Source organism: Pseudoalteromonas umbrosa, from assembly GCF_030125375.1.
Lineage (GTDB): Bacteria > Pseudomonadota > Gammaproteobacteria > Enterobacterales > Alteromonadaceae > Pseudoalteromonas > Pseudoalteromonas umbrosa.
This window is the reverse complement of record NZ_JASJUU010000007.1, coordinates 142,916-169,704: the sequence shown is the minus strand read 5'-3', so window position 1 is coordinate 169,704 and position 26,789 is coordinate 142,916. Positions and strand designations below refer to the sequence as shown.

General features: G+C 42.0%; 25 protein-coding genes, 1 pseudogene and 1 riboswitch. Of the genes and pseudogenes, 16 read left to right on the top strand and 10 right to left on the bottom strand.

Annotation, left to right across the window (positions count from 1 at the left end):
* The first annotated feature begins 121 nt into the window (after positions 1–121).
* The 7 genes and pseudogenes from argC (at position 122) to QNM16_RS20275 (ending at position 6,992) form a co-directional block, all read left to right on the top strand.
* Positions 122–1,129 (top strand): N-acetyl-gamma-glutamyl-phosphate reductase, encoded by a 1,008-nt coding sequence (argC, locus tag QNM16_RS20305; RefSeq protein ID WP_284022121.1) that lies wholly within the window; start codon positions 122–124, stop codon positions 1,127–1,129.
* Entirely contained in the window at positions 1,126–1,914 is a 789-nt protein-coding gene (argB, locus tag QNM16_RS20300; RefSeq protein WP_284022120.1) for an acetylglutamate kinase, read from the top strand. The genes argC and argB overlap by 4 nt, the downstream gene beginning before the upstream one ends.
* A gap of 8 nt (positions 1,915–1,922) precedes the next feature.
* Positions 1,923–2,840, top strand: a complete 918-nt coding sequence (locus tag QNM16_RS20295; protein ID WP_284022119.1) for an ornithine carbamoyltransferase — start codon at positions 1,923–1,925, stop codon at positions 2,838–2,840.
* Positions 2,841–2,855: 15 nt separating this feature from the next.
* Positions 2,856–4,067: an argininosuccinate synthase gene (locus QNM16_RS20290; RefSeq protein WP_284022118.1), complete on the top strand. Its 1,212-nt coding sequence runs from the start codon at positions 2,856–2,858 to the stop codon at positions 4,065–4,067.
* Between the two features lie 21 nt (positions 4,068–4,088).
* Positions 4,089–5,447: pseudogene (gene argH / locus QNM16_RS20285) on the top strand (argininosuccinate lyase); the annotation flags it as partial.
* Between the two features lie 691 nt (positions 5,448–6,138).
* Positions 6,139–6,654: a hypothetical protein gene (locus QNM16_RS20280; RefSeq protein WP_284022116.1), complete on the top strand. Its 516-nt coding sequence runs from the start codon at positions 6,139–6,141 to the stop codon at positions 6,652–6,654.
* A gap of 209 nt (positions 6,655–6,863) precedes the next feature.
* The gene (locus tag QNM16_RS20275; RefSeq protein WP_284022115.1) at positions 6,864–6,992 is read left to right on the top strand and encodes a hypothetical protein; all 129 of its coding nucleotides are present in this window, start codon (positions 6,864–6,866) and stop codon (positions 6,990–6,992) included.
* A 126-nt stretch (positions 6,993–7,118) separates the two neighbouring features.
* Here the strand turns inward: QNM16_RS20275 and QNM16_RS20270 are convergent, their stop codons facing one another.
* Positions 7,119–8,474 carry a capsule assembly Wzi family protein gene (locus tag QNM16_RS20270; RefSeq protein ID WP_284022114.1) on the bottom strand — a complete coding sequence of 452 codons (1,356 nt, stop codon included), beginning with the start codon at positions 8,472–8,474 and terminating at the stop codon, positions 7,119–7,121.
* A complete protein-coding gene (coaD, locus tag QNM16_RS20265) occupies positions 8,471–8,953 on the bottom strand; it encodes a pantetheine-phosphate adenylyltransferase (protein WP_284022113.1) in 483 nt (160 codons plus the stop codon). The genes QNM16_RS20270 and coaD overlap by 4 nt, the downstream gene beginning before the upstream one ends.
* A gap of 170 nt (positions 8,954–9,123) precedes the next feature.
* On the opposite strand from coaD, the gene QNM16_RS20260 reads away from it, so the two are divergent.
* Together QNM16_RS20260 and thiI are read left to right on the top strand one after the other, a co-directional pair.
* A complete protein-coding gene (locus QNM16_RS20260; protein WP_284022112.1) occupies positions 9,124–9,780 on the top strand; it encodes a TetR/AcrR family transcriptional regulator in 657 nt (218 codons plus the stop codon).
* Between the two features lie 168 nt (positions 9,781–9,948).
* The gene (thiI, locus tag QNM16_RS20255) at positions 9,949–11,406 is read left to right on the top strand and encodes a tRNA uracil 4-sulfurtransferase ThiI (RefSeq protein WP_284022111.1); all 1,458 of its coding nucleotides are present in this window, start codon (positions 9,949–9,951) and stop codon (positions 11,404–11,406) included.
* A gap of 12 nt (positions 11,407–11,418) precedes the next feature.
* Here the strand turns inward: thiI and QNM16_RS20250 are convergent, their stop codons facing one another.
* Positions 11,419–12,315 (bottom strand): ketopantoate reductase family protein, encoded by an 897-nt coding sequence (locus tag QNM16_RS20250; protein ID WP_284022110.1) that lies wholly within the window; start codon positions 12,313–12,315, stop codon positions 11,419–11,421.
* Positions 12,312–12,695, bottom strand: coding sequence for a VanZ family protein (locus QNM16_RS20245; protein ID WP_284022282.1), 384 nt, complete (start codon positions 12,693–12,695; stop codon positions 12,312–12,314). The genes QNM16_RS20250 and QNM16_RS20245 overlap by 4 nt, the downstream gene beginning before the upstream one ends.
* A 173-nt stretch (positions 12,696–12,868) precedes the next feature.
* Here QNM16_RS20245 and QNM16_RS20240 point away from each other — a divergent pair, with 173 nt between their 5' ends.
* Complete coding sequence (locus tag QNM16_RS20240; protein WP_284022109.1) at positions 12,869–13,351, top strand: YajQ family cyclic di-GMP-binding protein; 483 nt, start codon at positions 12,869–12,871, stop codon at positions 13,349–13,351.
* An 86-nt stretch (positions 13,352–13,437) separates the two neighbouring features.
* Positions 13,438–13,609: riboswitch (cobalamin riboswitch) on the top strand.
* A 39-nt stretch (positions 13,610–13,648) separates the two neighbouring features.
* Positions 13,649–15,505: a TonB-dependent receptor domain-containing protein gene (locus tag QNM16_RS20235; protein WP_284022108.1), complete on the top strand. Its 1,857-nt coding sequence runs from the start codon at positions 13,649–13,651 to the stop codon at positions 15,503–15,505.
* A 41-nt stretch (positions 15,506–15,546) separates the two neighbouring features.
* Here QNM16_RS20235 and msrA read toward each other — a convergent pair whose 3' ends face one another.
* Genes msrA through QNM16_RS20220 form a run of 3 tightly spaced genes read right to left on the bottom strand, consistent with a single transcriptional unit; the run spans position 15,547 to position 20,240 of the window.
* Positions 15,547–16,080 (bottom strand): peptide-methionine (S)-S-oxide reductase MsrA, encoded by a 534-nt coding sequence (msrA, locus tag QNM16_RS20230; protein ID WP_284022281.1) that lies wholly within the window; start codon positions 16,078–16,080, stop codon positions 15,547–15,549.
* The gene (locus tag QNM16_RS20225) at positions 16,077–19,187 is read right to left on the bottom strand and encodes an efflux RND transporter permease subunit (RefSeq protein ID WP_284022107.1); all 3,111 of its coding nucleotides are present in this window, start codon (positions 19,185–19,187) and stop codon (positions 16,077–16,079) included. Before QNM16_RS20225 ends, msrA begins: the two co-directional genes overlap by 4 nt.
* A 3-nt stretch (positions 19,188–19,190) precedes the next feature.
* Positions 19,191–20,240 carry an efflux RND transporter periplasmic adaptor subunit gene (locus QNM16_RS20220; protein ID WP_284022106.1) on the bottom strand — a complete coding sequence of 350 codons (1,050 nt, stop codon included), beginning with the start codon at positions 20,238–20,240 and terminating at the stop codon, positions 19,191–19,193.
* A 228-nt stretch (positions 20,241–20,468) separates the two neighbouring features.
* Here QNM16_RS20220 and QNM16_RS20215 point away from each other — a divergent pair, with 228 nt between their 5' ends.
* The 5 genes from QNM16_RS20215 (at position 20,469) to QNM16_RS20195 (ending at position 24,677) form a co-directional block, all read left to right on the top strand.
* Positions 20,469–21,176: a DUF2982 domain-containing protein gene (locus tag QNM16_RS20215; protein WP_284022105.1), complete on the top strand. Its 708-nt coding sequence runs from the start codon at positions 20,469–20,471 to the stop codon at positions 21,174–21,176.
* Positions 21,177–21,193: 17 nt separating this feature from the next.
* Positions 21,194–21,526 carry a hypothetical protein gene (locus QNM16_RS20210; RefSeq protein WP_284022104.1) on the top strand — a complete coding sequence of 111 codons (333 nt, stop codon included), beginning with the start codon at positions 21,194–21,196 and terminating at the stop codon, positions 21,524–21,526.
* 32 nt (positions 21,527–21,558) lie between these two features.
* Positions 21,559–23,265 carry an Lcl C-terminal domain-containing protein gene (locus tag QNM16_RS20205; RefSeq protein WP_284022103.1) on the top strand — a complete coding sequence of 569 codons (1,707 nt, stop codon included), beginning with the start codon at positions 21,559–21,561 and terminating at the stop codon, positions 23,263–23,265.
* The gene (locus tag QNM16_RS20200; protein ID WP_284022102.1) at positions 23,255–23,788 is read left to right on the top strand and encodes an Lcl C-terminal domain-containing protein; all 534 of its coding nucleotides are present in this window, start codon (positions 23,255–23,257) and stop codon (positions 23,786–23,788) included. Before QNM16_RS20205 ends, QNM16_RS20200 begins: the two co-directional genes overlap by 11 nt.
* A gap of 106 nt (positions 23,789–23,894) precedes the next feature.
* Complete coding sequence (locus QNM16_RS20195) at positions 23,895–24,677, top strand: YggN family protein (RefSeq protein ID WP_284022101.1); 783 nt, start codon at positions 23,895–23,897, stop codon at positions 24,675–24,677.
* Here the strand turns inward: QNM16_RS20195 and QNM16_RS20190 are convergent.
* From QNM16_RS20190 to QNM16_RS20180, 3 genes are read right to left on the bottom strand one after another with little or no spacing between them, the layout of a single operon-like run.
* The gene (locus tag QNM16_RS20190; protein WP_284022100.1) at positions 24,674–25,513 is read right to left on the bottom strand and encodes an amidohydrolase family protein; all 840 of its coding nucleotides are present in this window, start codon (positions 25,511–25,513) and stop codon (positions 24,674–24,676) included. The genes QNM16_RS20195 and QNM16_RS20190 overlap by 4 nt on opposite strands.
* Positions 25,513–26,241, bottom strand: coding sequence for an SDR family NAD(P)-dependent oxidoreductase (locus tag QNM16_RS20185; RefSeq protein ID WP_284022099.1), 729 nt, complete (start codon positions 26,239–26,241; stop codon positions 25,513–25,515). The genes QNM16_RS20190 and QNM16_RS20185 overlap by 1 nt, the downstream gene beginning before the upstream one ends.
* A 9-nt stretch (positions 26,242–26,250) precedes the next feature.
* The gene (locus QNM16_RS20180; protein ID WP_063361493.1) at positions 26,251–26,745 is read right to left on the bottom strand and encodes an FKBP-type peptidyl-prolyl cis-trans isomerase; all 495 of its coding nucleotides are present in this window, start codon (positions 26,743–26,745) and stop codon (positions 26,251–26,253) included.
* Positions 26,746–26,789: the final 44 nt, after the last annotated feature.

Sequence of the window (26,789 nt, the reverse complement as noted above, 5' to 3'; positions counted from 1 at the left end):
GTGTTTAGTATGAATATCAATTCATTTTTAAAGAATAATTATTTTAGGGGTGGCGATGCGAAGAACATGACATCTATAGCAAGTGTGACTCCCCAATCAACTAACTAAAAAAGAGTTATCGATGTTAAATGTTTCTATTATCGGCGCCAGTGGATATAGTGGTGCAGAATTAGCCAAATTACTAGCAAATCATCCTGAATTTAATTTGATCAGCTGCTATGTGTCTGAGCAAAGCTTAGACAAAGGTAAGTTGCTGAGCGCGTTATATCCAGAACATAGCGGTTTACTGGATATCGAGTTATCCCCCCTCACAGAGCAAGCATTCGCACACATTGCTGCGCAGTCGGATTACGTTTGCCTTTGCACTGACCATAAAGTAAGTGTATCTCTGGCCCCTAAATTTCTCGAATTAGGATTAAAAGTTTTTGACTTGTCAGGGGGCTTTCGCCTAGCTGATGCCTCTCAATACCAAGCATTTTATGGATTTGAACATCCACATCAAGCATTGCTAGACGAAGCTCAATATGGCTTGGCCGAGTGGTACTCTACTGCGATTAAAGATGCGCAGTTGATTGCTGTTGCTGGGTGTTATCCAACCGCAGCGTTAAATGCATTAAAACCACTTAAAAACGCAGGGTTACTCACTGAATTACCTATTATTATCAATGCGGTTTCCGGTGTTACAGGGGCGGGCAGAAAAGCCTCTTTGGCTACGCATTTTTGTGAAGTGTCTTTATCTCCTTATGGTTTATTTAACCATCGTCATGGCCCCGAAATCACTCAGTATCTGGATCACCCAGTTCTATTTACACCACATTTAGGCAATTTTGCACGTGGGATCTTGGAAACTATCTACGTGCAGTTAAAAGAAGGCGTGACTCCTCATGAGGTTGAAGCGGCTTATCAATGCCTTGCGGATGAACCCCTTATTCGTCTCAAAGGCGAAAACATGCCATCGATTAAAGGAGCGGCAAATACCCCGTTTGTAGATATAGGCTGGCAACAACAAGATCAGCAGTTAATCGTGGTTGTCGCAATTGATAATTTACTGAAAGGCGCAGCGGGCCAAGCACTTCAATGTATGAATATTGTTAGTGAGTTTTCACCTACTTTGGGGTTAAAAGGATGAATCAAGTAGCAAAACAAACTTGGGTGATCAAAGTGGGTGGTGCGGTGCTCAATACCGAGCAAGCAGCGCTTTCGCTATTTCAGGTTTTACACGGGTTAAGCAAAGAGCAAGACAAGCAGTTTGTACTGGTTCATGGCGGTGGCGCATTAGTTGATCGCTGGCTAGAAGATGCTGGCTTTGCCACAGCTAAACATCAAGGTTTGCGGATAAGCCCCAAAGAGCAATTGCCATATATAGTCGGCGCTTTGGCGGGGTGCGCTAACAAACAGCTTATGTCACAAGCCATTGTTGCGGGACTTCAGCCTGTTGGCACGTGTTTGTACGAGGCGGGTTTTCTAGCTAAGCAAAAGCTCAAGGCGCTCGGGCAGGTCGGTACATGCGTTGCCGAAGAGGGGCTCGGTCTTTTGGAAAATCTCTTGGCGCTTGGGCGCATACCTCTAGTGAGCTCAGTTGGAATAGGTCAAGACGGCGGTCTGTATAATATCAATGCGGATGAGGCTGCTGCGGAGATTGCTCAGAATATTGGCGCTGAGTTGGTATTTATGACCGATGTAGAAGCGGTATTAGATGCACAAAAACAGCCTTTGCACTCGTTAAATGCAGAGCAAATTGAGAGCTTGATACAACAGAAGGTGATTGTGGGCGGGATGGAGGTCAAAGTTAAGACCAGTCTTCACGCTGCCCAACATTTACGACGTGGTGTTTATATCTCTAGTTGGCAAAAGCCAGAAAATTTAATTGCCTTATTAAGAGGCGACCATGTTGGAACCAAAATTTTACCTTAGGATATGAGATGACGCAGTCATTTATTACGGGCTTAGAGCTCGACCAAGCAGCACTTTTAAAACTCTTTAACCTTGCGCATCAAATTAAAGCGCAACCACAAGACTTTTCGCAGGCTTTAGCTGGACAATCGATAGTCACTTTATTTGAAAAACCAAGCTTACGGACGCGCCTATCATTTGATATTGGGATCAACAAGCTCGGTGGCCATGCTGTGTATTTAGATCAACAAAATGGTGCTATGGGCAGTCGCGAGTCAGTAAAAGATTTTGCGCTGAATATTTCCACTTGGGCTGATGGCATTGTCGCGCGAGTTAATCAGCATAGCACGCTGTCAACGTTGTCTGAATATGCCAATGTACCTGTAGTAAATAGTCTGTGTGACCTGTATCACCCATGTCAGGCATTAGCCGACTTTATGACATTACAAGAAGTGTATGGTGATGTGAGTGGCTTGAAGTTGGCATACCTCGGCGAGGGAAATAACGTGACTCACTCACTGATGTTATTGGCTGCGAGTTTAGGCACTGACTTTGTAGCAGTATGCCCTAAAGGCCATTCACCTGATGCGCAAATCGTCAAGCAAGCAGAGCAGATGGCAGCGGTGAATGGTGCCAGTATTTTGATTAGTGACCGAGTTGAAGCTGCAGCTGGGGCAAATGTTCTGTACACAGATACTTGGGTATCGATGGGCTCGAATGTTTCATTGGAGCAAGCAAAAGATACATTCATGCCATATCAAATTAATACTCAGCTGTTAGAACAGACTGGGGCACAAACTGTATTACATTGCCAACCTGCGCATAGAGAGTATGAAATTACTTCTGCCGTAATGGATGGTGAAAATTCAAGAATTATTCAACAAGCTGAGAACCGGATGCATGCCCAGAATGCGCTACTGGTCACTTTGTTAAGCAAGCAATTTTAAAAGGGTTAAGAAAAGATGAGTGAAGTAAAGAAGGTTGTTTTGGCGTATTCTGGCGGGTTAGACACGTCTGCTATCGTACCATGGTTAAAAGAAAACTACGGCTGTGAAGTGGTCGCCTTCGTTGCAGATGTTGGTCAAGGTGAAGAGGAGCTCGCTGGCGTTGAAGAAAAAGCCATTGCTTCTGGTGCCAGTGAATGTTATGTCGTTGACTTAAAAGAAGAGTTGGTGAGTGAGTATATTTACCCGACATTGCAAACCGGTGCTATTTACGAAGGCACATACTTACTAGGAACGTCGATGGCACGTCCTATCATTGCCAAAGCACAGGTGGAAGTGGCCCGTAAAGTCGGTGCTGATGCATTATCTCATGGCTGTACAGGTAAAGGTAATGATCAGGTTCGTTTTGAGTCCTGTTTTTCTGCATTAGCACCTGATCTAAAAGTAATTGCACCTTGGCGAGAGTGGACGTTATCGAGTCGCGAGTCTTTACTGGACTACCTTGCACAAAGAGATATCCCTTGTGCTGCATCAGCAACAAAAATATATAGCCGAGATGCTAACATTTGGCATATTTCTCACGAAGGTGGAGAGCTTGAAAACCCTTGGAATCAGCCGAGCGATCAAGTCTGGACTTGGACAGCTGCACCTGAACAAGCGCCCGATAAACCTGAGTTTGTTTCTGTGATGGTTGAGAAAGGTAAAGTCGTTGCTGTTAATGGTGAACGTTATAGTCCATACCAATGTTTAGTGACTCTCAATGATATTGCTGCCAAACATGGTGTTGGTCGTGTAGATATCGTGGAGAATCGTCTTGTAGGAATGAAATCTCGCGGCTGTTATGAAACACCGGGTGGTACGGTGATCATGGCTGCGCTTCAAGCAATTGATGAATTGGTGCTAGATAAATCAAGCCGTAAATGGAAAGAAACGTATGCCAGCGAGTTTTCTCATCTCGTCTACGATGGTCGTTGGTTTACACCACTGAAAGACTCTATCTTGGCAGCTGCGCAGGCATTAGCTGACTGCGCAACGGGCGAAGTGGTGCTAAAGCTATATAAAGGACAAGTCGTTGCCGTTCAAAAGCAATCCGTGAATAGCCTATATAGTGAAGACTTTGCCACATTTGGTGAAGATGATGTGTATGATCAGTCTCACGCAGAAGGGTTTATTCGTTTGTTCTCGCTTTCAAGCCGAATTGCGGCTTTGAATAAGCAAAAACAGTCCTAGTTGATAAAGGAGTTATACGTTATGGCACTATGGGGCGGGCGATTTTCTTCAGGTCCAGATCAAGCATTTAAGCAATTTAATGACTCATTACCTTTTGACTATCAGTTAGTTGAGCAAGATATTATCGGTTCAATTGCATGGGCTGGCGCACTTGAGCAAGTCGGAGTTTTGACAACAGAAGAGTGTGGGCAGCTTGTCGCCGCTCTAAATTCACTGCTAGAGGAGTCAGTGCAAGATAGGGCGTCGATAGCAAGCAGTGGCTATGAAGATATTCACTCTTATGTAGAAGCAAAACTGATAGAAAAAGTGGGAGATTTAGGGAAAAAACTACATACGGGTCGTAGTCGCAACGATCAGGTTGCTACTGACTTTCGTTTGTGGTCACGTCAAACAGCTGAGCAAATTGTCACGGCAATTAAGTCACTACAATGTGCGCTTGTGCAATTGGCTGAGCGAGAGTTAGAGACTATTTTACCTGGTTATACCCATTTGCAGCGTGCGCAACCTGTGCTGTTTAGCCATTGGTGCATGGCCTATGTAGAGATGTTAACCAGAGATGTATCGCGCTTGAATGATGCCATTGAACGTCTTAACGAATGTCCACTGGGATCGGGGGCATTGGCTGGGACAGCTTACCCCATTGACAGAGAGCATTTGGCGACACAGTTAGGGTTTAAAAGCGCTACACGTAATAGTTTAGATGCTGTTTCAGATCGGGATTTTGTTGTAGAGCTTCTAAGTTGTGCGTCTATTTCAATGATGCATTTATCACGACTAGCAGAAGATATGATTTTCTATAATAGTGGTGAATCAAGCTTTATTGAGTTAGCAGATAACGTAACCTCTGGCTCATCCTTAATGCCGCAGAAGAAAAACCCAGATGCACTGGAGTTAATTCGAGGCAAAACAGGACGTGTATTTGGCGCATTTAGTGCCATGATGATGACGCTCAAAGCATTACCTTTAGCTTATAACAAAGATATGCAAGAAGATAAAGAAGGTCTTTTTGATGCCCTACCAACGTGGATAGCATGTATTCATATGGCGGAATCTTGTATTAAAGGGGTGAAAGTGAATGCTGAAGCGACCTTAAAGGCTGCGCAAGGCGGGCACGCTAATGCAACTGAACTTGCTGATTATCTTGTCGCCAAAGGTGTTCCTTTTAGAGAAGGACATCACATAGTTGGACAATTGGTGCAAATCGCCATTGAGCAGGGCAAGAATTTAGAAGAGCTTGCTCTGGATGAGTTTAAACTCGTATGCCCAAAAATTGACAGTGATGTTTACCCGCGGTTAGAAATTGCCGCTTGTATTGCCGCAAGACAAGCGTTGGGAGGCACTTCTTTGCCGCAAGTGACGGCTGCAATTAATCACTTTAAAGGTGCAATCGAAAAATAAGCATCTTATATCCTCAATTGAGAGAGGTATTTTTTATACCTCGCTCAAAAAAATTGTGTTTACATGATTTTTTTCACTGTTGCGTACGTTAACCTTTTTTTGTCCCTTTTATGTTCTTTACTTTCCATATTGCTAAGCGGTATGTTCATTTCTTTCACATTTCTTTAATCTTACAAAATTATGCAAGGCTATGTTCTAATTAATATTTATATTCACTTTTTGGAATGTACGTCTGTTATTTCTATGGCAGGAGTATTGTTAACAAATTATTGAATTATAAATTTCGTTGTAATTCATATGGTTATAGTTGTTTTAAATGAAATTATTTAATTGTTTATATAAAAAACAATTGGTTAATTATTGTTCTAGCTGGTTTGTGCGTAAATTTTTTGTTTTATTTTTGTTTTTTATTGGCCCGTTTGTTGCTTAAACATAAGCTCTAGAGCTTTAGCTGTTGAGTATTATCGTGTCAGCTAAAATGAATTATGTTATAAAGAGGGAAAGCAATGTTTAACTTAAATACTAATAATTTTGATTCATCTAAAAACGCTAGTAAAGCAGAGACAAAGTCTGTTAGTGTTATTACATCCTTGGACAACTTAAAAGCGGTTTCTGGTGGGCGTGGTAGTGGTAATTATCCTAGAAAGCGCTTTTCATATACTCAACGTAGATAATGGCATTTGATTACTTTGGATTAAGTATAGGAGCCCTAGTCATTTGGGGCTTTTTTATGGCTAGTTTACTTCATGTGTCTTTTTATATTCTGGCCGTAAACAAAAATGCGCAAGCCTTGGCGTGCGCATCGATACTTGCTGTTTCTTACGGCTTAAGCGACCTTACTGGTTCCGCAAAATTAGAATCTTTCGATTTTGCAATTTATTTCTTCTATGATGCACTAACGCTCTCAATTATTGTTTTTGCTAGATTTCTTTTTTTCAAAAATGCTCCCAAAGAACCATGTTACCTCTATTGCTGCGTGGGGTTAATCATCAATGCATTGCTGTTTATTGCTATGTTTGTTGACTCGCATTTACTGGGTACAAAAGAGCCTTGGGCTTTGTGGTATTTCTATTCATCGACTGTAAATTTAGTTGATTTAATTATGGTTAGTGCATTGATTCTCAACCGTGACTTTTTCGGTTTTCAATTTATAGCCAAGAAAATTTATGGCATGAAGTATCCACAATAGCAAGTACTGGTTTTGGTGCAAAAACACCGTTATATAGCGATTATTTTTTATCTCTTTTCAAAGAAAGAAAACTTTTACCCCTTTATTTTGTTATTTTCATTAATGTTACTGCTAATTTGGGGCGAAGTATCGTTGTTTAATTCGCAACCTACATGTTTGCGGTAGCGAGCAATAACTCAAAGTTAATAAGGAAAGTTATGTTTAAAATAATGAATAACAAAAAAAGCTCTACCCAAGATCAAAATTATTCTATCAAGGTACTTACTAGTGAAGCGTCTCTTAAAGCTGTATCAGCAGCGCGTGGAAGTGGTATCTACCCTAAGCCTATTGGTGGTTGATTCTGCTTGATAATTGAACTAAGCCCTTTTTAAGTAAAGGGCTTAATTATTAAAAGCACATTGTAAATGTATTTCACTTTTTCTGAGGGGCGGAAAAGCTATACATAATATTCTTTACCCTATGAGCTAATATTGATACTCCCAGCTCAGACCTAGTGATTGATGAGTATCATCTTGCAGGTCCGTTTCATCTTTCCAGATGGTGAAATTGGTCTTAAGTAAACCTGTCCACAGCGCTTGCTGGTAACCGACTTCAATTAATGTACGATCCATTTGTATTGACTCAAACTCAATGAGTTTTAGTTTTGCATAGCTTCCAGACCCTTCAATTTGAAAATAATCGGCTGCTAGCGTAATGCTCTTAGCTTGTGGGCCGATCCCCGCGCCAAGCCATAAATCATACTCTTTATAGTCAGATCCGCTACCTGTTTGCTGGAAGTTACATTGAAAACTAGTTGACTCTGCTAAGCAATCTGTTGTCGTGTCACTATATTCAATAAAGCCTTTAATTCTGTAGTCTTCATTGGACCAATATGTTTCTATACCTGCAGTAAATAGCGCTTCATCGGGCATAATACCTGTATCATTATCACCACTATATTCAGCATAAATAGCGAATGGAAGTTGATTAAAGATAGATGAATACTTAAAGTCTATACTGGTAATACGTCGCTTGTCTGTTTGAGTGGTCGCGTCGAGCTGTGTAAAAACAAAATCACTTCCTGTTGTAGCGAAACCAAGCTCAAGGCCTTTGATAGGAGTTGCTGAAAAGCGTGCCCCCCAAAAATCACCTTCTTTATTGTGAGGTTTCTGTTTTGCTGCAATAGCAGTGATCTGCCATGGTCCAATAAAAGATAAAAATTGCGGGCCACTGTAATTTGTATTTGCGCGGCTTACTCTCACGGCTTTCATTGGTGTTGCATTGTTTGAAAGGAGTAGGGCAGTTTCGTTACCAGGCCCCCACCAATAGTCTAGCCTCTCAGCACTGAGAGACCAATCCCCTAATAGTATTGCTAGGTGACTACCATGATGATTAACATATTTTCCATCTGCAGCGTCGTCAGCATAGTTAACTTGAACGCGCGCACTGACATTACTTCCTGTTATCTGCCCAAAAGTTGTGAGCCCTGACTTTTCCCTCAGATTTTCCCCCATTCCTGAACTAGTTTCAGAGTGTTCTTTGAAGTGTGCTTTGACACCTGAGCTAGTTGTACGTTTGGCATAACTTAACGCATGTCGTAAATGATTCACTGCAAAAGCGGTTTCATTATTTATCTGAGTAGAGTCAATTTGCTGTAGATCAGATGCAATACCTTGCCATAATAATGGATATTGGTTGACTGGACGATTGATTAAGCCATAGCTCACTAATAAATCAATAGAGTGCTTTATTGCACTATCTTCAGCCGATATCCAAGGGGATGCACTGCTATGGAAAGACATTGCACAGAGACTGAATACACAAAATTGCTTTAATTTCATTTATGTAATTTCTCCAAAAGAGCTTTTGCAACGATAGGATCAACGAACTCACTGACATCACCATGATGAAGTGCAACTTCCTTCACTAATGTTGAAGAGATGAAAGAGTTTCTTTCTGAAGGCGTTAGGAAAACACTTTCTAATTGCGGATAAAGTCTACGATTCATATTGGCAAGTTGAAATTCATAGTCGAAATCAGACACAGCTCGAATGCCTCTAATTAACACGTTAGCATTTTGTGCTTTAGCTAAATCTACTAAAAGGCCAGAAAAGCCAATGACTTTTACATTAGGAATATCGGCAAGAACTTGCTCTGCTAGCTCGACGCGTTCTTCTAATGTAAAGCATGGTTTTTTAGTGGGATTATGAGCAATAGCAAGAACAACCGTATCGAACATTTTGGCAGCGCGTTTAATGAGATCTGAGTGGCCGTTGGTCAAAGGGTCAAATGTACCAGGATATAAGGCGATAACTTTCATGGGATTGTTGCAACACAAAAAATTTTTGTTATGTTAGCAAGCTTCTGAAGCAAATTCACTGGTCTGCTTTCAAATTTGCTCATTTAACCTTGTATATGTTTAGTGCTATTTTCAATTAACCAAGTGGCCGCAAGCCATTACTTCAATTAAGCGTGTAAAGAGAGTTGGATATGAATACCAAGGAAAAAATAATTCGTACGAGTATTGCCTTATTTAATCTACATGGTGAGCGAGCGATAACCACTAATCATATTGCATCAAATATGGGAATAAGCCCAGGCAATTTGTACTACCATTTTAAAAATAAAGAGGACATTATCAGACATATTTTTTCTCTTTATAGTGAGCATTTAAGCACACACTTTAAGCCATTGAGTATTGAGCATGAGCCACTTGAGCAATTGACACAATATTTAGACTCGTTATTTGAGTTGATGTGGCGATATCACTTCTTTTATGACAATCTCACTGATATTTTGGCGCGTGATAAAGGGTTGAAAAAGGATTACATTGAATTTCAGTCTCAATTATTCGAACAAGTAAAAGCTGTAGTTATTGGCCTGCGCAGTGCAGGTGTTATTGATATTGAAGATTATGATGTTGATGAGCTAGCGCATATGTTAAAAATGGTTGTGAGCTTCTGGACGCCTTATGTCAAAGCAAGAAGATTAACAGGGGTGTTGGAGCAAAAAGATATCTACAATGGTATCGTCAAGGTATTGATGTTATTTAAGCCTTATGCGACTCAAATGAGTAATGAAAAAATTGCACAGCTGCGCGATTATTATCAAGAGCAAGCAGATACTAGTTTGCCTAGTATTGCATAACCCTTGATTCATCAAGCTGCCAGTTGTGGCTGGCGGCTCGTCTTATTTATTCAAGTTGCCAATCGCCCTGATTATTTCCTAGTCTTTAATAAGTTTGCTATAATCCCGCGCCTTAAAATGATTCAACGTCTTTTGCGTTTATAGTTTCACACCAGCGAGTAACTTCATATGCTTAAATTTATCGTCAAGCTGCATCCTGAAATCGTCATAAAAAGTAAATCAGTGCGCAAGCGTTTTACTAAAATCTTAGAAAAAAACATCAAGCTTTTGTTAGGTCGAGTTGATGAAAAGGTTTTTGTAAAAAACAACTGGGATAACATTACTGTTGTAAGTCAGCTCAGTGATGATAATACTCGATTAGCACTTATCGATGGTCTTAAACGCGTACCTGGTGTGACGCTATTTTTAGAAGTGCAAGAAGTAAGTTTTGAATCTTTGGATGATATTTATCAACATACTTTGCCGTTGGTGCGAAAACAAATTGAAAATAAGACCTTTTGTGTTCGAGTGAAACGCCAAGGTAAGCATGATTTTACTTCAAGTGATGTTGAACGTTATGTTGGTGGCGGATTAAATCAAAATGTTGAGACGGCGAGCGTTAAATTAACACGTCCACAAGAAACTGTAAAAATAGAAATTAAAGACCAGTTTGCCTATATCGTGCGAGCACAATATCGCGGATTAGGCGGTTTCCCTTTACCAACGCAAGAAGATGTTCTCTCTTTGATGTCAGGTGGTTTTGACTCTGGTGTTGCTAGCTATCAAATGATCAGAAAAGGGGCTCGCACGCACTTTCTGTTTTTTAATCTGGGTGGTGCAGCGCATGAAATCGGTGTAAAGCAAGTAAGTCATTACCTTTGGAAACAGTACAGTTCAACGCACAAGGTGAAGTTTATCACAGTAGACTTTGAGCCAGTTGTAGCGGAAATACTAGAGAACGTAGAAAACAGCCAAATGGGTGTGATCTTAAAGCGTATGATGATGCGTGCAGGCAGTGCAGTTGCCCAAAAATTAGGTATCCAAGCGTTAGTAACGGGTGAAAGTATCGGTCAAGTATCGAGCCAGACTCTGGCTAATTTAAGTGTTATTGACCGTGTGACTGAAACTTTGATTTTAAGGCCGCTGATTCAAAACGACAAAGAAGAGATCATCCGAATTGCACGTGAAATTGGCACGTGTGAAATGGCGGAAGCAATGCCTGAGTATTGTGGTGTTATCTCTAAAAAACCGACAGTAAAAGCGGTACTGGAGAAAATTGAAGCTGAAGAAGCGAATTTCGATTTTGATGTACTCGATACTGTGGTTGATAATGCAGTGATTAAGGATATTCGTGACATTGAAGTTGAGGCGAAAGAGGAAGTCAAAGAAGCTGAAAATGTGAAAGAGCTTCCTGAAAATGCTGTAGTTGTTGATATTCGCTCTCCAGAAGAAGAAGATGCAGATCCGTTGGAAATTGAAGGTATTGAAGTTATCCACCTACCATTTTTCCGTTTAGCAACTAAGTTTGGTGATTTACCTCAAGATAAAGACTATTACTTGTATTGCAGTAAAGGGGTTATGAGTCAGCTACAAGCACTCATTTTACATGAAAATGGCTTTACTAAAGTTAAAGTTTATCGTCCATAAATAAGAGCAGGTCTAAACCTGCTCTTTTTGTTTTATTTGCTGCCAAAGGCGCTCATTTTGAGGGGCTTGGTGGCCATGCGTTTTCGCCGTGGTTGAAACAAACCCACAAATTGCATCTATTTCAGAACGTCTATTGAGTTTGATATCTTGTGCCATGGATGAGGTGTTATTTGCGGTCAGTGTCATGACATGATAAGCGCGTGTTAGCTCTTCACTCATTTGCAATTCAACGCCTTCTAACCCTGCGACTTTACATGCTTCATTAAGTAAGTTCAAAACTTGGCGTGCATATTTTGGGGCTCTTAAGGCGCCATTTTTGCATTGATGTATTGCTGTTAGTGGGTTGATAGCAATATTGACACATAACTTTTGCCAACGGACCAAATTAATGTCGTCGACCACTTCAATCGGGTCAAAATGCTTTGCAAACCACGTTTGATACACTGTATTCAGTCGTTGTTTCGCAATCTGATTACACGCGCCAAGTTGCGAGAGACCAGCTCCTTTAAATATGACTGAATTTGGGGTTGGTTTCATGCCACCCATAGACGTGCTGAAGAAAAAGAGGGCGTGTTTTGGTGCGAGTTGTGTTTGAATACGCTGAAGATCATGCATGCCGTTGTGGCTGAGAATGAGATTTGCGTTATCACTCAAGTGCGGGGCTACGTCAGAAATGGCTTGTTCAACTTGGTATGCTTTGACCGGAATAATACACGTATGCATTTTTTCACTGAGCTGAGCTAAAGTAGTTACTTTTATATTTAGGCGAGTTTGCTCTTTACCTTGAATAAACAAAAACGCTTTGTAGGATAAATCACGTGTGACAAGCGTAACAGAGTGATCTTTTGCAAGCTTTTCGGCCAGTAATAGGCCAACAGCTCCGCAACCGAGTATGTAGACCTGACTCATGATGCCGCTCGTCGCTGCTTATATTTATCAAATAGCCACAGAGCGATAAAATAGCTCATTGCACCGCTGATATCAGCAATAAAGTCGCCAAGGGATGCCTGCCTATATGGTAATGTAGATTGCATCCATTCAACAGCTGCACCATAGCTAGTGAGTAAAATCATATGAAACCAGATCTTAAATTTAAACGCTCGATGTGAAAAAAACGCCAACGCGAAAAATACCCCAAAATGCACCACCTTATCTAGGTGCTCAATCCTAATAGCGTGATTGTTAACTTCTTTTGCAAATAGGTATGTTACGACGATCAAAAATAACAATAGCAATGTTCGGTATAATTTTCTTGTCACATGCACTCCAACTTCACTGTGATGAAAAATCAGTATAACACCGAAATATTAAAAGTGGCTTAATAGTAAATACTTGAATACTCATGTGCATACAAGAACATATTTTATGATCGGAAGAAGCCCAGCTTACATGCAAAAAAGTATATCGTATTGCTGTTGAGCATTGTTATAATTGCTCGCAAATTTGTTTTGAGGAGAGAGCAATGCCTTCTTTTGATATTGTATCTGAAATAGAAATGACGGAAGCGAAAAACACCGTTGATAATGCAAACCGCGAATTGGAAACGCGATATGACTTTAGAGGTGTTGAAGCATCTATTGAGTTGAAAGACGAGGTTATCCAGTTAAAGTCTGAATCTGAACAGCAAGTAATGCAGTTATTTGACATGGTTGTTGGTAAGGCTGCTAAACGTGGGTTAGATGTAGGTTGTTTCGAACTTAAAGATGTTGAGCGCAGTGGTAAAACGTTTGCACGTAAAGTGGCTTTGAAACAAGGTATTGATAAGGATATGGCAAAAAAAGTTGTCAAGCTTATCAAGGACTCTAAATTAAAGGTACAGGCGGCTATTCAAGGTGAAGAAGTTCGCGTAACGGGTAAAAAGCGTGATGATTTACAAGAAGTAATGCAGTTAATTCGCTCTTCAGATCTGGGCCAACCATTCCAGTTCAAAAATTTTAGAGACTAATCGGTTTCTAACACAGGGGTTCCAGATCAACATATGGTGCTGGAACTCTAGACGTCCATTGACAATCCCCCCTTAAATCTCAGACAATATGCGCGGAATTTCGAGGTGCCAATCAGTACTGATGGACTGTCGGTATATTGGATAATCGGGAAGTTGGTGCGCAAGAGTAAAACTTGGCAATCCCAACGCTGCCCCCGCAACGGTAAAACTACTTTCATTTGGTTGAGCCCGGAGACCGGCCTTGTATTTGACTCATTTGATGAACTTTGTGCGGTGGGTACAAAGTAGGGGATCTTCATGTTAAAAATATCTGTGCTAAGTGCTGCTGTATTTTCAGCGGTTTCATTCGACACATCTGCGGCTCAAGAGATAGAGCGAATTACAGTCACTGCAAATAAATTTGAACAGCCAATAAAAAATACGCTAGCAAGCATTTCGGTGCTTGACCGCGCTCAAATCGATCAACTAAATGTGAGAGATATTCCATCTTTATTAAATACATTACCAGGTGTTGACGTAGTTAGAAGTGGCGGTTTAGGACAGGTTGCGAGCGTTTTTGTTCGCGGCGCATCAATCCAACATACACTTGTACTTATTGATGGTGTGCGTGTCAGTGACGCAAACTCTGGCAATGTTTCATTTACTAATATACCTGTAAATAGTATTGAGAGAATTGAGGTTGTAAGAGGCGCTCGCGCGGCCATTTATGGCTCAGATGCCGTATCTGGTGTGATTAATATTATTACTCGTGAAGCACAAGCACATGAAGCCACTTTGACATCGGGCAGCCACAATTATGTTAGCGCACAAGCTTCTGGTCGATTTAAAGTAGAGAAATTGAGCTTGGGTTATAATTTTGGTATCGAGGAAACTGATGGGTACGATGTTATAGAAAAGGACCCAAGTGCACCGATTGGTAAAGACCATGATCAGGATGGCTATGAGAACAAAAACTTAGGATTCAACCTTGCTTATGATTTTGAGCAATATGGTGAGTTATCTGCGATTACTCAACTGAGTGAAGGTACTGGAGAGTATGATAACCCATGGGGTAATGATGAATATGACTTCGAGAATTATACCGCTAAATTAGCTTGGGCTAAGCGCACAGATGGGTTAACCCAGAATGCCGCATTAAGTGTATCACAAGAAGAAAATGTGCAGACGGGTACTGAAAAAGAAGATATTTACAGTACTGAACGTCGTGAGTTGGAGTACCAAGCGCGTTTTAAAGTGCTTGAGTCACTGCAGGCTACTGCGGGTATTTCACACCTAAACGAAGATGTTTCAAAATCGACTGCCAAGTTCACAGAGTCACAAAGAGATAATACGGCTATCTTTGCTGGTGCGTTTTATGATGATGAGAAGTTTCTTGCAAATTTATCGGTGCGTTCAGATGACTATGATTTTCATGGTCGTGCCAATACCTATACAACAGGATTTGGTGTGAAAGCACATAAAAATGCAACGTTTAGAATAAATCATGGTACATCATTCCGCGCGCCAACATTAAGCAATGCGTTTGTAGCTGATAGCCCTTGGTATGCGCCTAATGGTGAGATAAAGCCTGAAGAAGCAGAAAACAACGAAATAGGTTTAACGCTAACGTCATCTTGGGGTCGATATGATGTTGCTGTTTTTGAAAATCGAATTACAAACTTGATTTCAAACATCCAAGATCCAGAGACTAAGCTGTTTGTGGCGCAAAATATTAACAAAGCGACGATGAAAGGTGTAGAGCTTAGTGCGCAGTTTGAAGCACTTGGTTTTGAACATTCTGCAAATCTGACTTTACTTGATGCAAAAGATAACTCAACAGGTACATCGACGGATCTTCCGCGTAGACCTTCTAAAGCATTTAATTACACCTTGACTAAACAATGGGAAAAGTTGAATGTCAATTTGACTATGCTGTATCGTTCAGACAGACCAACAATTGCTTTTTATAACTCAGAGCTAAGTGCTTACACCGTGTTTAATTTATCGGCGAACTACGAACTGTTAGATGGCATTAAGCTAAATGCGCGAATGGAAAACTTAACAGATAAAGAGTACTTTACGTCAGGAGCTGGCTTTACAGCTGACGGTAGCAGGTTGCTAGGCTATAAGCCATTGGGGCGTCAGCTGTATGTTGGTGCTAAATTTGAATTTTAGTTCGAATGATAAAAGAGCTAGTATTCACTAGCTCTTTGCTTTTAATTTAATTCTTTAGAAAATAGCTGTTCAAACTTCGCCACTTTGGGCGCAATCATAATGCTGCAATACCCTTGATTGGGATTCTCATCGAAGTAGTTTTGATGATACTGCTCGGCATCATAAAATTTATCGATTTCACTTAACTCCGTGACAATGGCGTCTTGTAGTTGAGGTTGAAGCTTTGTGATATAAGCTTTAGCCAGCTGCAACTGCTCATCAGAATGATAAAAAATCACGCTGCGATACTGGGTACCAATGTCATTACCCTGGCGATTAAGCTGAGTGGGATCGTGGAGTGTAAAAAACACCTCAAGTAGTTTTTCAAATGACACCACATCAGGGTCAAACGTCAGTTGCACCACTTCAGCATGGCCGCTAGCCCCAGAGCAAATTTCTTTATACGTCGGATTGAGTGTATTGCCACCGCTGTAGCCAGATGTCACTTGCGTGACACCTTTTACTCTACGAAATGCGGCATCGATACACCAAAAGCACCCACCACCAAATGTGGCTAGTTGTGATTGACTCATTATTCAATTCCTTCGTTTTGCTCACGATGAGGATATGATTGTTGCTGTTTTGTGAGCTCAACAGCAGTATGTTCAGGTGAGCGGGTTCGTTTAGCAAGTATGCTATAAGCTGTTGGAATAACAAACAAGGTAAGAATAGTAGCTAGACTGACACCTGCAAATACCACCACACCAATCACCATTCTGCTTTCTGCACCTGGCCCCGTTGCTAATACTAATGGAATGGCGCTCATTACTGTGGTCAGTGAAGTCATGATGATTGGGCGCAAACGCTGCGTTGCAGCGGTGATAATTGCTTGCTCAAATGCTATTCCTTTGTCCCGTAATTGGTTGGCAAATTCCACGATCAAAATACCATTTTTAGCACTGAGCCCTATTAACATGACAATTCCAATTTGGCTGTAAATATTGATTGAACTATCACTGAAGTATAGGCCCAGCATCGCACCGATTAATCCTAGCGGTACCGTTAGCATGATCACAAATGGATGCACAAAGCTTTCAAATTGCGCAGCCAGTACTAAGAAGGTGACGGTTAAAGCAAGAATAAAGACATATGTCATTGCAGATGCGCCCTCATAAAAGAGCTGTGACTCGCCTTTATAATCTATTGCACCATCGGTGTGATTTTCTTCGCTAGCCACAGTATTCAGGAAATCTAGTGCTTGCTCTAGCGTGTAGCCCTCAGCCAGATTAGCCGAAATAGTGATTGCTCGCATGCGGTTGTAGCGATTTAATCGGGCGGCTGTCGCTTCTTCTTTTATCGTAATAAGGCTGTCTAACGGGATAAGTTGTCCCGTACGAGAGGTGACATACACATTATTGATATCTGTGGGGGCTGCGAAATCTGCTTTGGTGCCTTTTAGGATAACATCATACTCTTCACCTCTGTCGATAAAGGTGGTGACTCGACGCTGGCCCAACATGGTCTCTAACGTACGGCCGATGTCGCTGGTCGACACACCTAAATCAGCAGCTTTAAGTTTGTCTATGCTGATTAAAAACTGAGGGAACGTTTCCTTATAATCATGATCGAGTCTGAGTAACCCAGGGTTACTGCGAGCTCGTTCAAAAATACGATCGCGCCAAGCGGCGAGCTCTTGATAATCATTACCCTGTAATACAAATTCAATAGGTCGAGATGAACCTCCGCCACCAATGCCTCTGCGCATGATGGCAAATGCTCTGACATCAGTAACCTGTTGCATTTTGCCGCTGATCTCAGACATGACTTGCCAAGTTGAGCGCTTTCGTTCATCCCAGTCAGGCATGCCAACAATCGCAACACCCCCCATATTCCCCCAGCCTGGAACACGGATCAGTACACGGCTGAGTTCATTATTCTCAACATATGGCATGAGATGCTGCTCAATTTGCGCCATGTTTGCCGCGTTATTCTCATAACTAGCACCTTCAGGGCCGCTCATCATAAGGAAGAAGGTGCCACGATCTTCTTTGGGCGTGAGCTCCGATGGGATCTGTTTAAACAAGCCATAGCTGGCAGCCAGCGATAGGATTAACACGAGGAGCAAACCATAGCGGCTATGTATGTTACGTCTTAATACGTTTTGATAGTGCTGTTCTAACTGAGCAAATTGATGATTCATCCATTTCGAGAAACGTCCCTCTTGCTCTTGTTTAAGCACTTTTGAACACAGAGCCGGTGATAGAGTAAGTGCGGTGATACTTGAGAAAATAACGGCTGCACTAACCGCAAGGGCAAACTCCGTAAATAGCGCACCGATGCGCCCATCCATAAAGATCAATGGCACAAATACAGACACTAGAACGAGTGTCGTGGCAATGATAGCAAAGCCGACTTCTCTGGCACCTCGATACGCAGCAAGCAGTCTAGGCTCTCCTTGCTCAATACGTCGGTGAATGTTTTCTAACATTACGATGGCATCATCCACGACAAGGCCGATGGCCAATACTAATGCAAGCAACGTGAGCAGGTTAATGGAATATCCCATGGCCAATAAAAACATAAAAGTTGCTATGAGTGCTACAGGTACAGTGACTGCGGGGATAAGCGTTGCCCGAATGTTACCTAAAAAGATAAAGATGATGAGAACCACTAAACCCATAGCGATGGCGAGTGTGCGATAAACTTCAGAAATTGATTCACGAATGAAAATAGATGAGTCGTAACTGTCTTCTATCTTTGTTCCTTCAGGTAAGTTTCGCTTTATTGAAATAAGTTCTTTACGAACATTATCAACCACGTCTAACGTATTCGCTTTGGCTTGCTTAACGATACCAAGGCCTATCATGTTCTTACCATTGCCACGGAATGTGCTTTCTTCATCTTGTGCTTCTAACGATACCTTGGCGACTTCACCAAGGCGAACTAGATAACCGTTATCACCGCGCTTGACAACCAGCTCTGAAAAATCGCGTTGTGAAGTGTAACTCCGAGCAATACGGACGGCGAAATCACGATCTAAAGATTCGATTTCCCCTGCAGGTAATTCAACATTCTCGCGACGTAATACATTTTCAATATCACTACTGGTTACGCCTCTGGCTGCCATAGCTTGGCGGTCAAGCCAGATCTTCATAGCATATCGACGTTCGCCACCGATTTGTACCCGTGATACACCGTCAACAACAGCCAAACGATCAACAACGTATCGCTGAGCATAATCAGACAGCTGTAACGTATCCATAGAGGTACTGTTTAAAACAAACCACGCAATGGCGTTTTCATCATCACTCGATTTAGAAACCTCCGGTGGTCGAACTTGCTCGGGTAATCGGTCTAATGCGCGTGAAACACGTTCTCTGACGTCATTGGCCGCGGCATCAATATCTCTGTCGACGTTAAACTCAATGGTGATGTTTGAGCGGCCATTACGGCTTGAAGAATTAATACTTTTAATGCCCTCAATACCTGAAATGCGATTTTCTAGTACTTGAGTGATTTTGGCCTCAACCACCGCGGCTGATGCGCCAGTGTAATCTGTGCTGACATTGACAATCGGTGTTTCGATATCCGGATACTCACGCAGCGGTAACATAGTAAATGCAACAATCCCGAAGGTAAGTAATAGTAAATTGATTACAATTGCAAAAATTGGCCTTTTAACGGCTGTATCGGTGATCTTCACAGCTTACCCCTTTACAGATACTTGGCTGCCACTGCGTATTTTGGTCGTACCTTCAGTGACGACCAGTTCGCCAGAATTCAGCCCTGTAACAGCAACCCAACCAGGAAAGCGATTGAGTAAGGTAATTTGTTGTTGCTGCACTTTATTATCTTTGACGACATAGACAAAATGCTTGTCTTGTCTGGGGATCAGGCTCTTTTCCGGCACCATTAAAGCATCGAGCTGTTGCAATTTTACTGCGACATTTAAGAGCATACCAGGGCGCAATAAGTGTTCACTGTTGTCAAAGCTGGCAGTGACTTGGATACTACGAGTCGACTCATCAATACGAGGATCAATATGTGATATCTGCCCCATAAATTGTTGAGTTTTGTAGGCATCGCTGGTCACACTGGCTTTCATTCCCAGTGCGATTTTTGCTAAGTACTTTTCTGGTAATTGGAAATCAACTTTAATGGTACCAATATCATCAAGTGTTGTAAGAGGGGTGTTGTCTTTTACATAACTGCCTATCGACACTAAGCGTTTACCTAGCACACCATCAAAAGGCGCATGTATGCTCATTTCAGATAATTTCAGTTTGGTGGTCTGCAGTTGCGTTTTTAGTGCATCAACTGAAGAACGCTGGGCATCTAATTGGGAGCGTGCCGCTGATTGTGTTTTAGCCAGCTCGGTAAGTCGCGAGAGTTGTCTCTGTTGTTCTGCTAGATTGATCGTCAACTCTTTGACTGCCAGTAACTCTTCTTTATTGTTAAGCTGAGCCAATTTTTGACCCTGTGATACGGTTTGACCATCAAAAAATAATATGTCGCTAATGTAATCGCTATGCGAACTCGTAATATCTATTGCTTGGTTTGCTCGAGCGGAGCCGATGGCTTGTGCTGTAATGGCACGGTTTTCGGTGATCACCTCATGAACTGATACTTCCACAGCTCTGTTTGGACGGTTTGATTGCTCTCCTTGTGACGCGGGAAAATAGAGATAGCCGCACAATGCGATTAGCATTAAAATAAGAGTAGGAAAAAGGGCTTTGCCCGACTGGTTTGCACGCATAATTTTATCTCACTATTTGTAGATGGTTAGTGTACAAAAATTCTTATGAGAGAAAATCACGGATATCTTGTATATTTGTGTATTAAACGAAAAAATAACAGAACTTATTACTGTGTACCTAAAAGGTTACTGAAATGGGTAAAATAAAACCCTGCAAAAGGTGCTTGCAACTAAGAAAGTTATTCTTATGGTTAATTGCCATGCTGATATTTTATTGGTGGTTTTATTATGCATAAAGTGTCGTTGCGAGCGTCTGCTAACCGCCACAGCATAGAGTTTATGCTCGCTGGTGGAATTTGCTTAGGGGTGATTATTTTATTTGTGACATTGCGTGCTACGCCACCGACAATTTTAGAATTAGCCTTGGCTGCAGCAGCTATCTGCTCGATATTACTTGGTTTTTTAAAGAGTCAGCAACCATACTACAGTATCGAATTGAGTGCGTTAGCACTGAACTATGTGCATAAATTTGGGGTTTTGCATGTTACACACCAAAATTTTCATTCAAGTGGTGTCCCTTTTGTGACTCAAGGAGTTGAAAACCTTGAGTTAAATGCTGTAGGTATTAAACTAAACAATATTGATGAGTTTTTAGTAGAACTTACCCCCCGTTTGGCTGGGAAGTTATTAATAGAACAACGGCATATTTTTTTACAAGCTGTTAAAATACATTGCGCAAATGGCAATTGTCCATCAGAATGGCTGATTGAAGAAACCTGTTATGAATCGCCGCAGGGGCGCTCATATACAGGCCTAATGGCCATGTTTGCAAACCGGATGCAAAATTTGAAGACGGTAACAGGGTATGACTTGATATTACCTGCGAATGTTTTAGATAGGGATATATGGCAATTTGCTACTATTTTAAACCACTGGAAATTGAATCCAGAAAAGGTGGTCAAAGATTTGCATGAGCAAATAGCCACCGCTAGATGAAGTAACAGGATATATACATGAGCTTCGATAAAGCCTTTATTAAAAGTGGTCGTAATACCATCATCCATAAAGATAAAAAGCTCGATTTAGTGATCGTAAACGGGGAAGCCCATCCGAAGATTAAAGTAACTTCTACTGGTTTGATACCGTTTAAAGAAGACTTACCGAGAAATCGCCGGGAAGCTAAAGAGCGTTATTTAGAGGTGGTGCAAATATCCAGTCCGGATGTGTTCAGTGAAGTAAAGCGACTGCTGTTTATTCAGTCATTAGATGGTCGCGAATACAAGGTGGATTACAGTAAAATCGGTACTAAGTTATTTGTTCGTATACATCAAGATAGCTACCTCTAACATGACTCGGAGGTAGTCAGTTAGGAGTTGTAATGCTAAAAAAATCGCTTACCATTGCGGCCGTCTCAGTGATATTGAGTGGGTGTGGTGGTTCAGGTGGCTCAGATGAAGAAGTTGTCAGAGCCAGTATCAATGCAGGACAAGATGTCACTGTTATAGAAAAAAACGAATTTACACTCAAAGCGATGGCCTCCCCAACTGGAGGAACATTTAACTGGCAGGTGACCTCCGGGCCATCAATTGATGGTTTCCCACAAACCGGTGAAGAGCTAACAGTTACCGCGCCGGATGTGAAAAGCGATAGCATCGCTGTGCTGAAAGTCGATTACCTTTCACCTTCTGGCGAACTGGTTTCTGACACACTCAATGTTAATATTACCTCTAATAACCAACTGCCAGTTGCTAAGGTAACGCAAACCGGCCCTGCAACATTGCCTTCTAAATACTTAGACACGGTTGTTTTGTCTGCTGAGGAGTCGAGTGATCCGGATGATAATGGCCAAGTTGTCGGGTATAAATGGGAGCTGATATCTGGTCCAAGTAATATTGTCGTCGAAGACAGTGGCAGCATGACATTGAGCTTTGTACACCCGCTACTGGCCGATACCCAAACAGCAGTTTGGCGTTTAACGGTTACTGATGATGAAGGCGGAAGCACAACGACTGATTTTAGCGTGGCATTAGCAAAAAATGATAAAGTGGTACTGGCAAATGCAGGCGAAGATCAGGAAGTTTTAGAATTCGACACCGTCACCTTAGATGCATCTAAAAGTGTGACTGTGGATGGCCAATATACTTGTACTTGGCAACAATCGAGCACTGGTGACACGATCGCTTTAGCTGATAGCAGTGCATGTAAAACAACGTTCCAAGCGCCGGATAAAGACGACAAAACATTTGCAACTTTTAAAGTAACCGTGACCGACTCATCTAATCGCACGGGCGATGATGAGGTTCGAATTGATATTTTGCCTAAGCCATTGAGCAATTTAAACGACAGTGGGGCAAGTGCTTGTTACAATGACTCAGCCAAAATCGATTGCGCCAATACTGAGTTTCCACGACAAGATGCAGAGCTGGGTAGAGACAGTGTTGCCGCACTTATCTCCAAAGAGGGATCCGGTGATCTTGCGTTTGACTTTACTAAACTTGATGCGGATGGGAAAGAGCTTAGTAATGATGCGTCGAGTTTTAGTTGTGTGCGTGACAATATTACAGGTCTAGTTTGGGAAGTAAAAGAAGCTACGGCGGGTACGTTACCCAATACATCAACTCGCAATGCACAAAATCATTATACTTGGGCTCTAAACCCCGACGGAACAGAATTAATTGGCAGTGAGTACCCTGTAATAAACCCTGCTCCTTGCCCCCACATTAGCGATACATATCGGTGTGGTGTGCAAGCTTTTATCAACCGTGTAAATAGTGAGTCGGGAGGCTACTGTGGTGGTAATACCTGGAGGCTACCAAGCTATACCGAGTTAATGAGTATTGTTGACTTTGGTCTTGTGGGAGTTCATGTACTCGACCCTGCTTTTTTCCCAAATATGCCAGCATCATCACTACGAGGCCATTTGTACTTCTGGACCAGTCAAACAGCGGTCGGCGGGACCAATGGCGTGGGCGCTAACCTTACCAGAGCGTATGTGGTTGATATGGAAACAGGTAATGATATTCCGAGGGCAAAAGAACAAACTGCATATGTGAGATTAGTACGAGGTGATAGCAATGAAAATTAAACTAATGGTGCTAGCCTCTATTTTTAGCCCTCTTGCACTTGCTCAGCAATGCGCTGATGTGGGTTCTGTGCCTCTTTCAACTCCTGAGGAGCGTTTTGTCATCAACTCAGATGGTACCGTTTGTGATACCAAAACAGACATTATGTGGCAGCGTTGCACATTTGGGTTTGTGTATAACGCAGAAACTGAAAGTTGCGATAACAAAGAGCAGCAGCTCAGCTGGCAGCAGGCACTAACTGCTGCGAATAACAGCCGATTGGGTGGGCACGATGACTGGCAGGTACCGAATGTCAAAGAGTTGGCTACAATAGTTGAGCGTAGTTGTGAAGATCCAGCGATTAATGAAACGATTTTTCTTGGTAACCATAGTGGTAATTATTGGACAAGCACTACAAATGTAAAAGACATATCTCGAGCTTGGACATATCAATTTGCAGATGGCTTAAATGATAGCACCAGCAGTAAGACATCGGATGCTTTTTTAAGGTTAATGCGATATACATTTTGCCCAGCGGCAGAATAGCACTTAAATTTGCAAAGCTTCATTTGTATCTGACCTTCAACTTAAAAAATAAGTTTGGTTGAAAAATAAAATTTGCTACCCTCATGCTATTAAGTATGGGGGTAGTATGAAGTTATCTGTAGCTAGCGCTAAATCTGTTTTTTTCTCATTGTTGCTTGGGGCATCTATTGCTGCTGAGGCTGATGACAAATGTGATGTTGAGTTAGGGCATGGATTAATCATTACTGATTCTGTAATACGAATACTCGATAACGGCCAAACACGCGTACAAATTAATAATGATAATCAGCTACTGGTACGTGGTATGTGGGTTGAGCTCAACGAGCAAGAAACTCAAGTTTTGCAAGAATATGCTAAAGGGATCCGTGACACGGTACCTGAGTTAGTTAACTTGGCAACCGATGGCGTGAATTTAGGCTTAAGCGCAATAGAGCAAGTGGTAGAAGGCATGTCAGATAGCAATCCTGAAGTGCTAAAAACACAGCTGCAATATGTAGAACGTGCGTTAATGGATAAGTTTAAGCGCGGCGAAGATTTTTATTATATTGCCCCCCAGTCCCTCTCTAAAATTGATGATTTTTTCACTAAGGAGATAAGTGGCAAAATTCATTCTGCGGTGCATGGCTCTCTCGGCGCGATCTTGGTGTCAGTTGGAGATGCTTTTAAATCGAGAGAGGGCAATATAGAAAGTCGTTTCTCTGACATGGGACAACGCATGGAGATAATCTCTAAAGAGATAGACAAGTCTTTACAACAAAAAGCAGCGCAACTTGAAGTGAAGGCAAATGAGTATTGCGAATGCCTCAATACGTTGGATGAGACGGAAAAGCGCTTACAAGTGATTGTACCAAGCTTGGCTGCGTTTGATCTGGTACAGATCCGTTCTTAAACCGTCAGTTGATAGACTTTCTTAGCGTTTTCAAAGCTAAGGTGCTGCCACACACTGCCATCAAGGTGCTGAACAAGCTCATAATAGTGTTGCCACTGGGCTTGATAGTCACGTTTTATTAAGCAAACTGGATGATTGGACGCCAGCATGACACGCTCGGGCCCAAAATAAGTTAATAGCTCACTGAGATGATCTTGCGTGCTCATCGGCGTCTCTAACAACTCATGTCCTGAAAACTTAATAAAGCAGTTTTTTAATTGAGACAGCAACTCAATACTTTCTTGCCACTCACTGCCGTGTGTCATAAAACCTGCATGGTTTATCACTAAAGTAGCTGCTGGTCGCTCTTTATAGATTTCATATACATGGTGGCTTATCGCAGTGTTATGTACTTCAAATTGTGCTTCAAAGTGTATGTTTAGATCCGCTAAATAGTGGAGGTTTTGCTTTGTATTTTCGCACAGTAGTCGCTGAGCATCATCGCCTTCGGTGATGTCTCTAATGGCAATTAAGCTTGGGTGTTGAAGCTTTGCCAATGCGGCACGAAACTGTGTCGGTGAGCTATCAATTTGCGCATAAGCGACGGCTTTGTAGGGAAGCGGTGGCACAATATCGGCCAGCCAGTGTAGTTCATTGATTGGATGATTATTATCGAACCCAGCTTCCACATGCACGCAGGCGGCGACCTTAAATGATGCAACATCCTGTATAGCCGCTGGCAAATGGTTTTGTTGGATCAAGTCTAAGTTAGGCCAAGCTGGTGGATTGTGTTTCAACCAGTGATAATCTCCCTTTTCAAGATCGAAAAAGTGCAAATGTGGGTCGATAATCTTCATTAGCGTGCCGTGTAACCACCGTCAATTGTTTGCAAGCTGCCTGTAATAAACGCCGCATCGTTACTGAGTAAAAAGGCCACGAGCGCAGCGACTTCATTGGGCTGTCCCAGTCTACCTAAAGGCTGTAGGGACGCTTCTTCAGCGACTATCTCAGTTTTGTTAGTCCCACTTTTTGCACAATACTTATCAATGGCATTGTGAAACAGAGGTGTTTCTATGGTGCCTGGACAGACCGCATTGGCGCGTATGTTGTACTGTGCGTAGTCTAGAGCAGTGGTTTTCGCCATAGAAGCGAGAGCGTGTTTTGTAAGATTGTAAGCAAAAGAGTTGGGTTTCCCTATATGTGCCTGATCTGATGATATCAGCACAATTTTACCGTCATTTTGCTTTTTCATGACAGGCAACACTGCTTGTATCGCAGCATAAGCGCCTTTAACATTGAGCGCGAACAAAGCATCCAAAGTTGCTTCATCGGTGTGCTCGATAGTCGCACTAAGGTGCTTGCCTGCATTTGAAACCAACGCATCTATACGTCCTGTTTCTGTCGCAATAGTTGTTATCGCCTCTTTGACTTGGTCAACTTGGCTGACATCACAGTGGCGATATTCACCAAGGCTACTAGGTGCAATGTCGAGGTTAAAAACGCGATAGTTTTGGGTTAGCAGCTTTTCAACAATGGCTTTTCCAATGCCAAAGCTGCCACCAGTGATGATGGCAACAGGTTGCATAATTGCTCCTTAGTGGTCGTGACCGCAGCCACCAGCGCCATGCACATGGCCATGAGAAAGCTCTTCTGCTGTAGCCGCTCTCACGTTGATAACTTCTACGTCAAATGTCAGTGTTTTACCAGCAAACGGGTGGTTTAAATCACAATCAGCATTAAAGCGGCCGACTTTTACGATGGTTACTTGGTGACGGCCTTGGTTAGAGTCAACGATGGCACTCATACCTGGTTTCCAAACCTTGTTGTTTCCTAAACCTTGCAAATGTTTGATTGGAATACGTTGCACTAGACCTTCTTGATATTCACCATAGCTGTCTTTTGGCTCTAAAGTAACTGAAAACTTGTCCCCAGCAGTTTTGCCATCTAAGGCTGCTTCTAAGCCCGGAAGCATGCCTTCTTGACCATGCAAGTAGCTCAGCGGTTCACCATTTGTGCTAGTTTCAATTTGCTCTGAACCTTCAGTTAGCGTGTAATGGAACTCTACCGCTGTATCTTTTGTAATTTGCATATGTATTCTTCTATCTCTTGATTGTGGCCTTCTATTCTACGTCA

What these genes read in the sequence shown, in the direction of transcription:
- argC (WP_284022121.1), top strand. Translation starts at nt 122, where the DNA reads ATGTTAAATGTTTCTATTATCGGCGCCAGTGGATATAGTGGTGCAGAA.
- argB (WP_284022120.1), top strand. Translation starts at nt 1,126, where the DNA reads ATGAATCAAGTAGCAAAACAAACTTGGGTGATCAAAGTGGGTGGTGCG.
- QNM16_RS20295 (WP_284022119.1), top strand. Translation starts at nt 1,923, where the DNA reads ATGACGCAGTCATTTATTACGGGCTTAGAGCTCGACCAAGCAGCACTT.
- QNM16_RS20290 (WP_284022118.1), top strand. Translation starts at nt 2,856, where the DNA reads ATGAGTGAAGTAAAGAAGGTTGTTTTGGCGTATTCTGGCGGGTTAGAC.
- QNM16_RS20280 (WP_284022116.1), top strand. Translation starts at nt 6,139, where the DNA reads ATGGCATTTGATTACTTTGGATTAAGTATAGGAGCCCTAGTCATTTGG.
- QNM16_RS20275 (WP_284022115.1), top strand. Translation starts at nt 6,864, where the DNA reads ATGAATAACAAAAAAAGCTCTACCCAAGATCAAAATTATTCTATCAAG.
- QNM16_RS20270 (WP_284022114.1), bottom strand. Translation starts at nt 8,474, where the DNA reads ATGAAATTAAAGCAATTTTGTGTATTCAGTCTCTGTGCAATGTCTTTC.
- coaD (WP_284022113.1), bottom strand. Translation starts at nt 8,953, where the DNA reads ATGAAAGTTATCGCCTTATATCCTGGTACATTTGACCCTTTGACCAAC.
- QNM16_RS20260 (WP_284022112.1), top strand. Translation starts at nt 9,124, where the DNA reads ATGAATACCAAGGAAAAAATAATTCGTACGAGTATTGCCTTATTTAAT.
- thiI (WP_284022111.1), top strand. Translation starts at nt 9,949, where the DNA reads ATGCTTAAATTTATCGTCAAGCTGCATCCTGAAATCGTCATAAAAAGT.
- QNM16_RS20250 (WP_284022110.1), bottom strand. Translation starts at nt 12,315, where the DNA reads ATGAGTCAGGTCTACATACTCGGTTGCGGAGCTGTTGGCCTATTACTG.
- QNM16_RS20240 (WP_284022109.1), top strand. Translation starts at nt 12,869, where the DNA reads ATGCCTTCTTTTGATATTGTATCTGAAATAGAAATGACGGAAGCGAAA.
- QNM16_RS20235 (WP_284022108.1), top strand. Translation starts at nt 13,649, where the DNA reads ATGTTAAAAATATCTGTGCTAAGTGCTGCTGTATTTTCAGCGGTTTCA.
- QNM16_RS20220 (WP_284022106.1), bottom strand. Translation starts at nt 20,240, where the DNA reads ATGCGTGCAAACCAGTCGGGCAAAGCCCTTTTTCCTACTCTTATTTTA.
- QNM16_RS20215 (WP_284022105.1), top strand. Translation starts at nt 20,469, where the DNA reads ATGCATAAAGTGTCGTTGCGAGCGTCTGCTAACCGCCACAGCATAGAG.
- QNM16_RS20210 (WP_284022104.1), top strand. Translation starts at nt 21,194, where the DNA reads ATGAGCTTCGATAAAGCCTTTATTAAAAGTGGTCGTAATACCATCATC.
- QNM16_RS20205 (WP_284022103.1), top strand. Translation starts at nt 21,559, where the DNA reads ATGCTAAAAAAATCGCTTACCATTGCGGCCGTCTCAGTGATATTGAGT.
- QNM16_RS20200 (WP_284022102.1), top strand. Translation starts at nt 23,255, where the DNA reads ATGAAAATTAAACTAATGGTGCTAGCCTCTATTTTTAGCCCTCTTGCA.
- QNM16_RS20195 (WP_284022101.1), top strand. Translation starts at nt 23,895, where the DNA reads ATGAAGTTATCTGTAGCTAGCGCTAAATCTGTTTTTTTCTCATTGTTG.
- QNM16_RS20190 (WP_284022100.1), bottom strand. Translation starts at nt 25,513, where the DNA reads ATGAAGATTATCGACCCACATTTGCACTTTTTCGATCTTGAAAAGGGA.
- QNM16_RS20185 (WP_284022099.1), bottom strand. Translation starts at nt 26,241, where the DNA reads ATGCAACCTGTTGCCATCATCACTGGTGGCAGCTTTGGCATTGGAAAA.
- QNM16_RS20180 (WP_063361493.1), bottom strand. Translation starts at nt 26,745, where the DNA reads ATGCAAATTACAAAAGATACAGCGGTAGAGTTCCATTACACGCTAACT.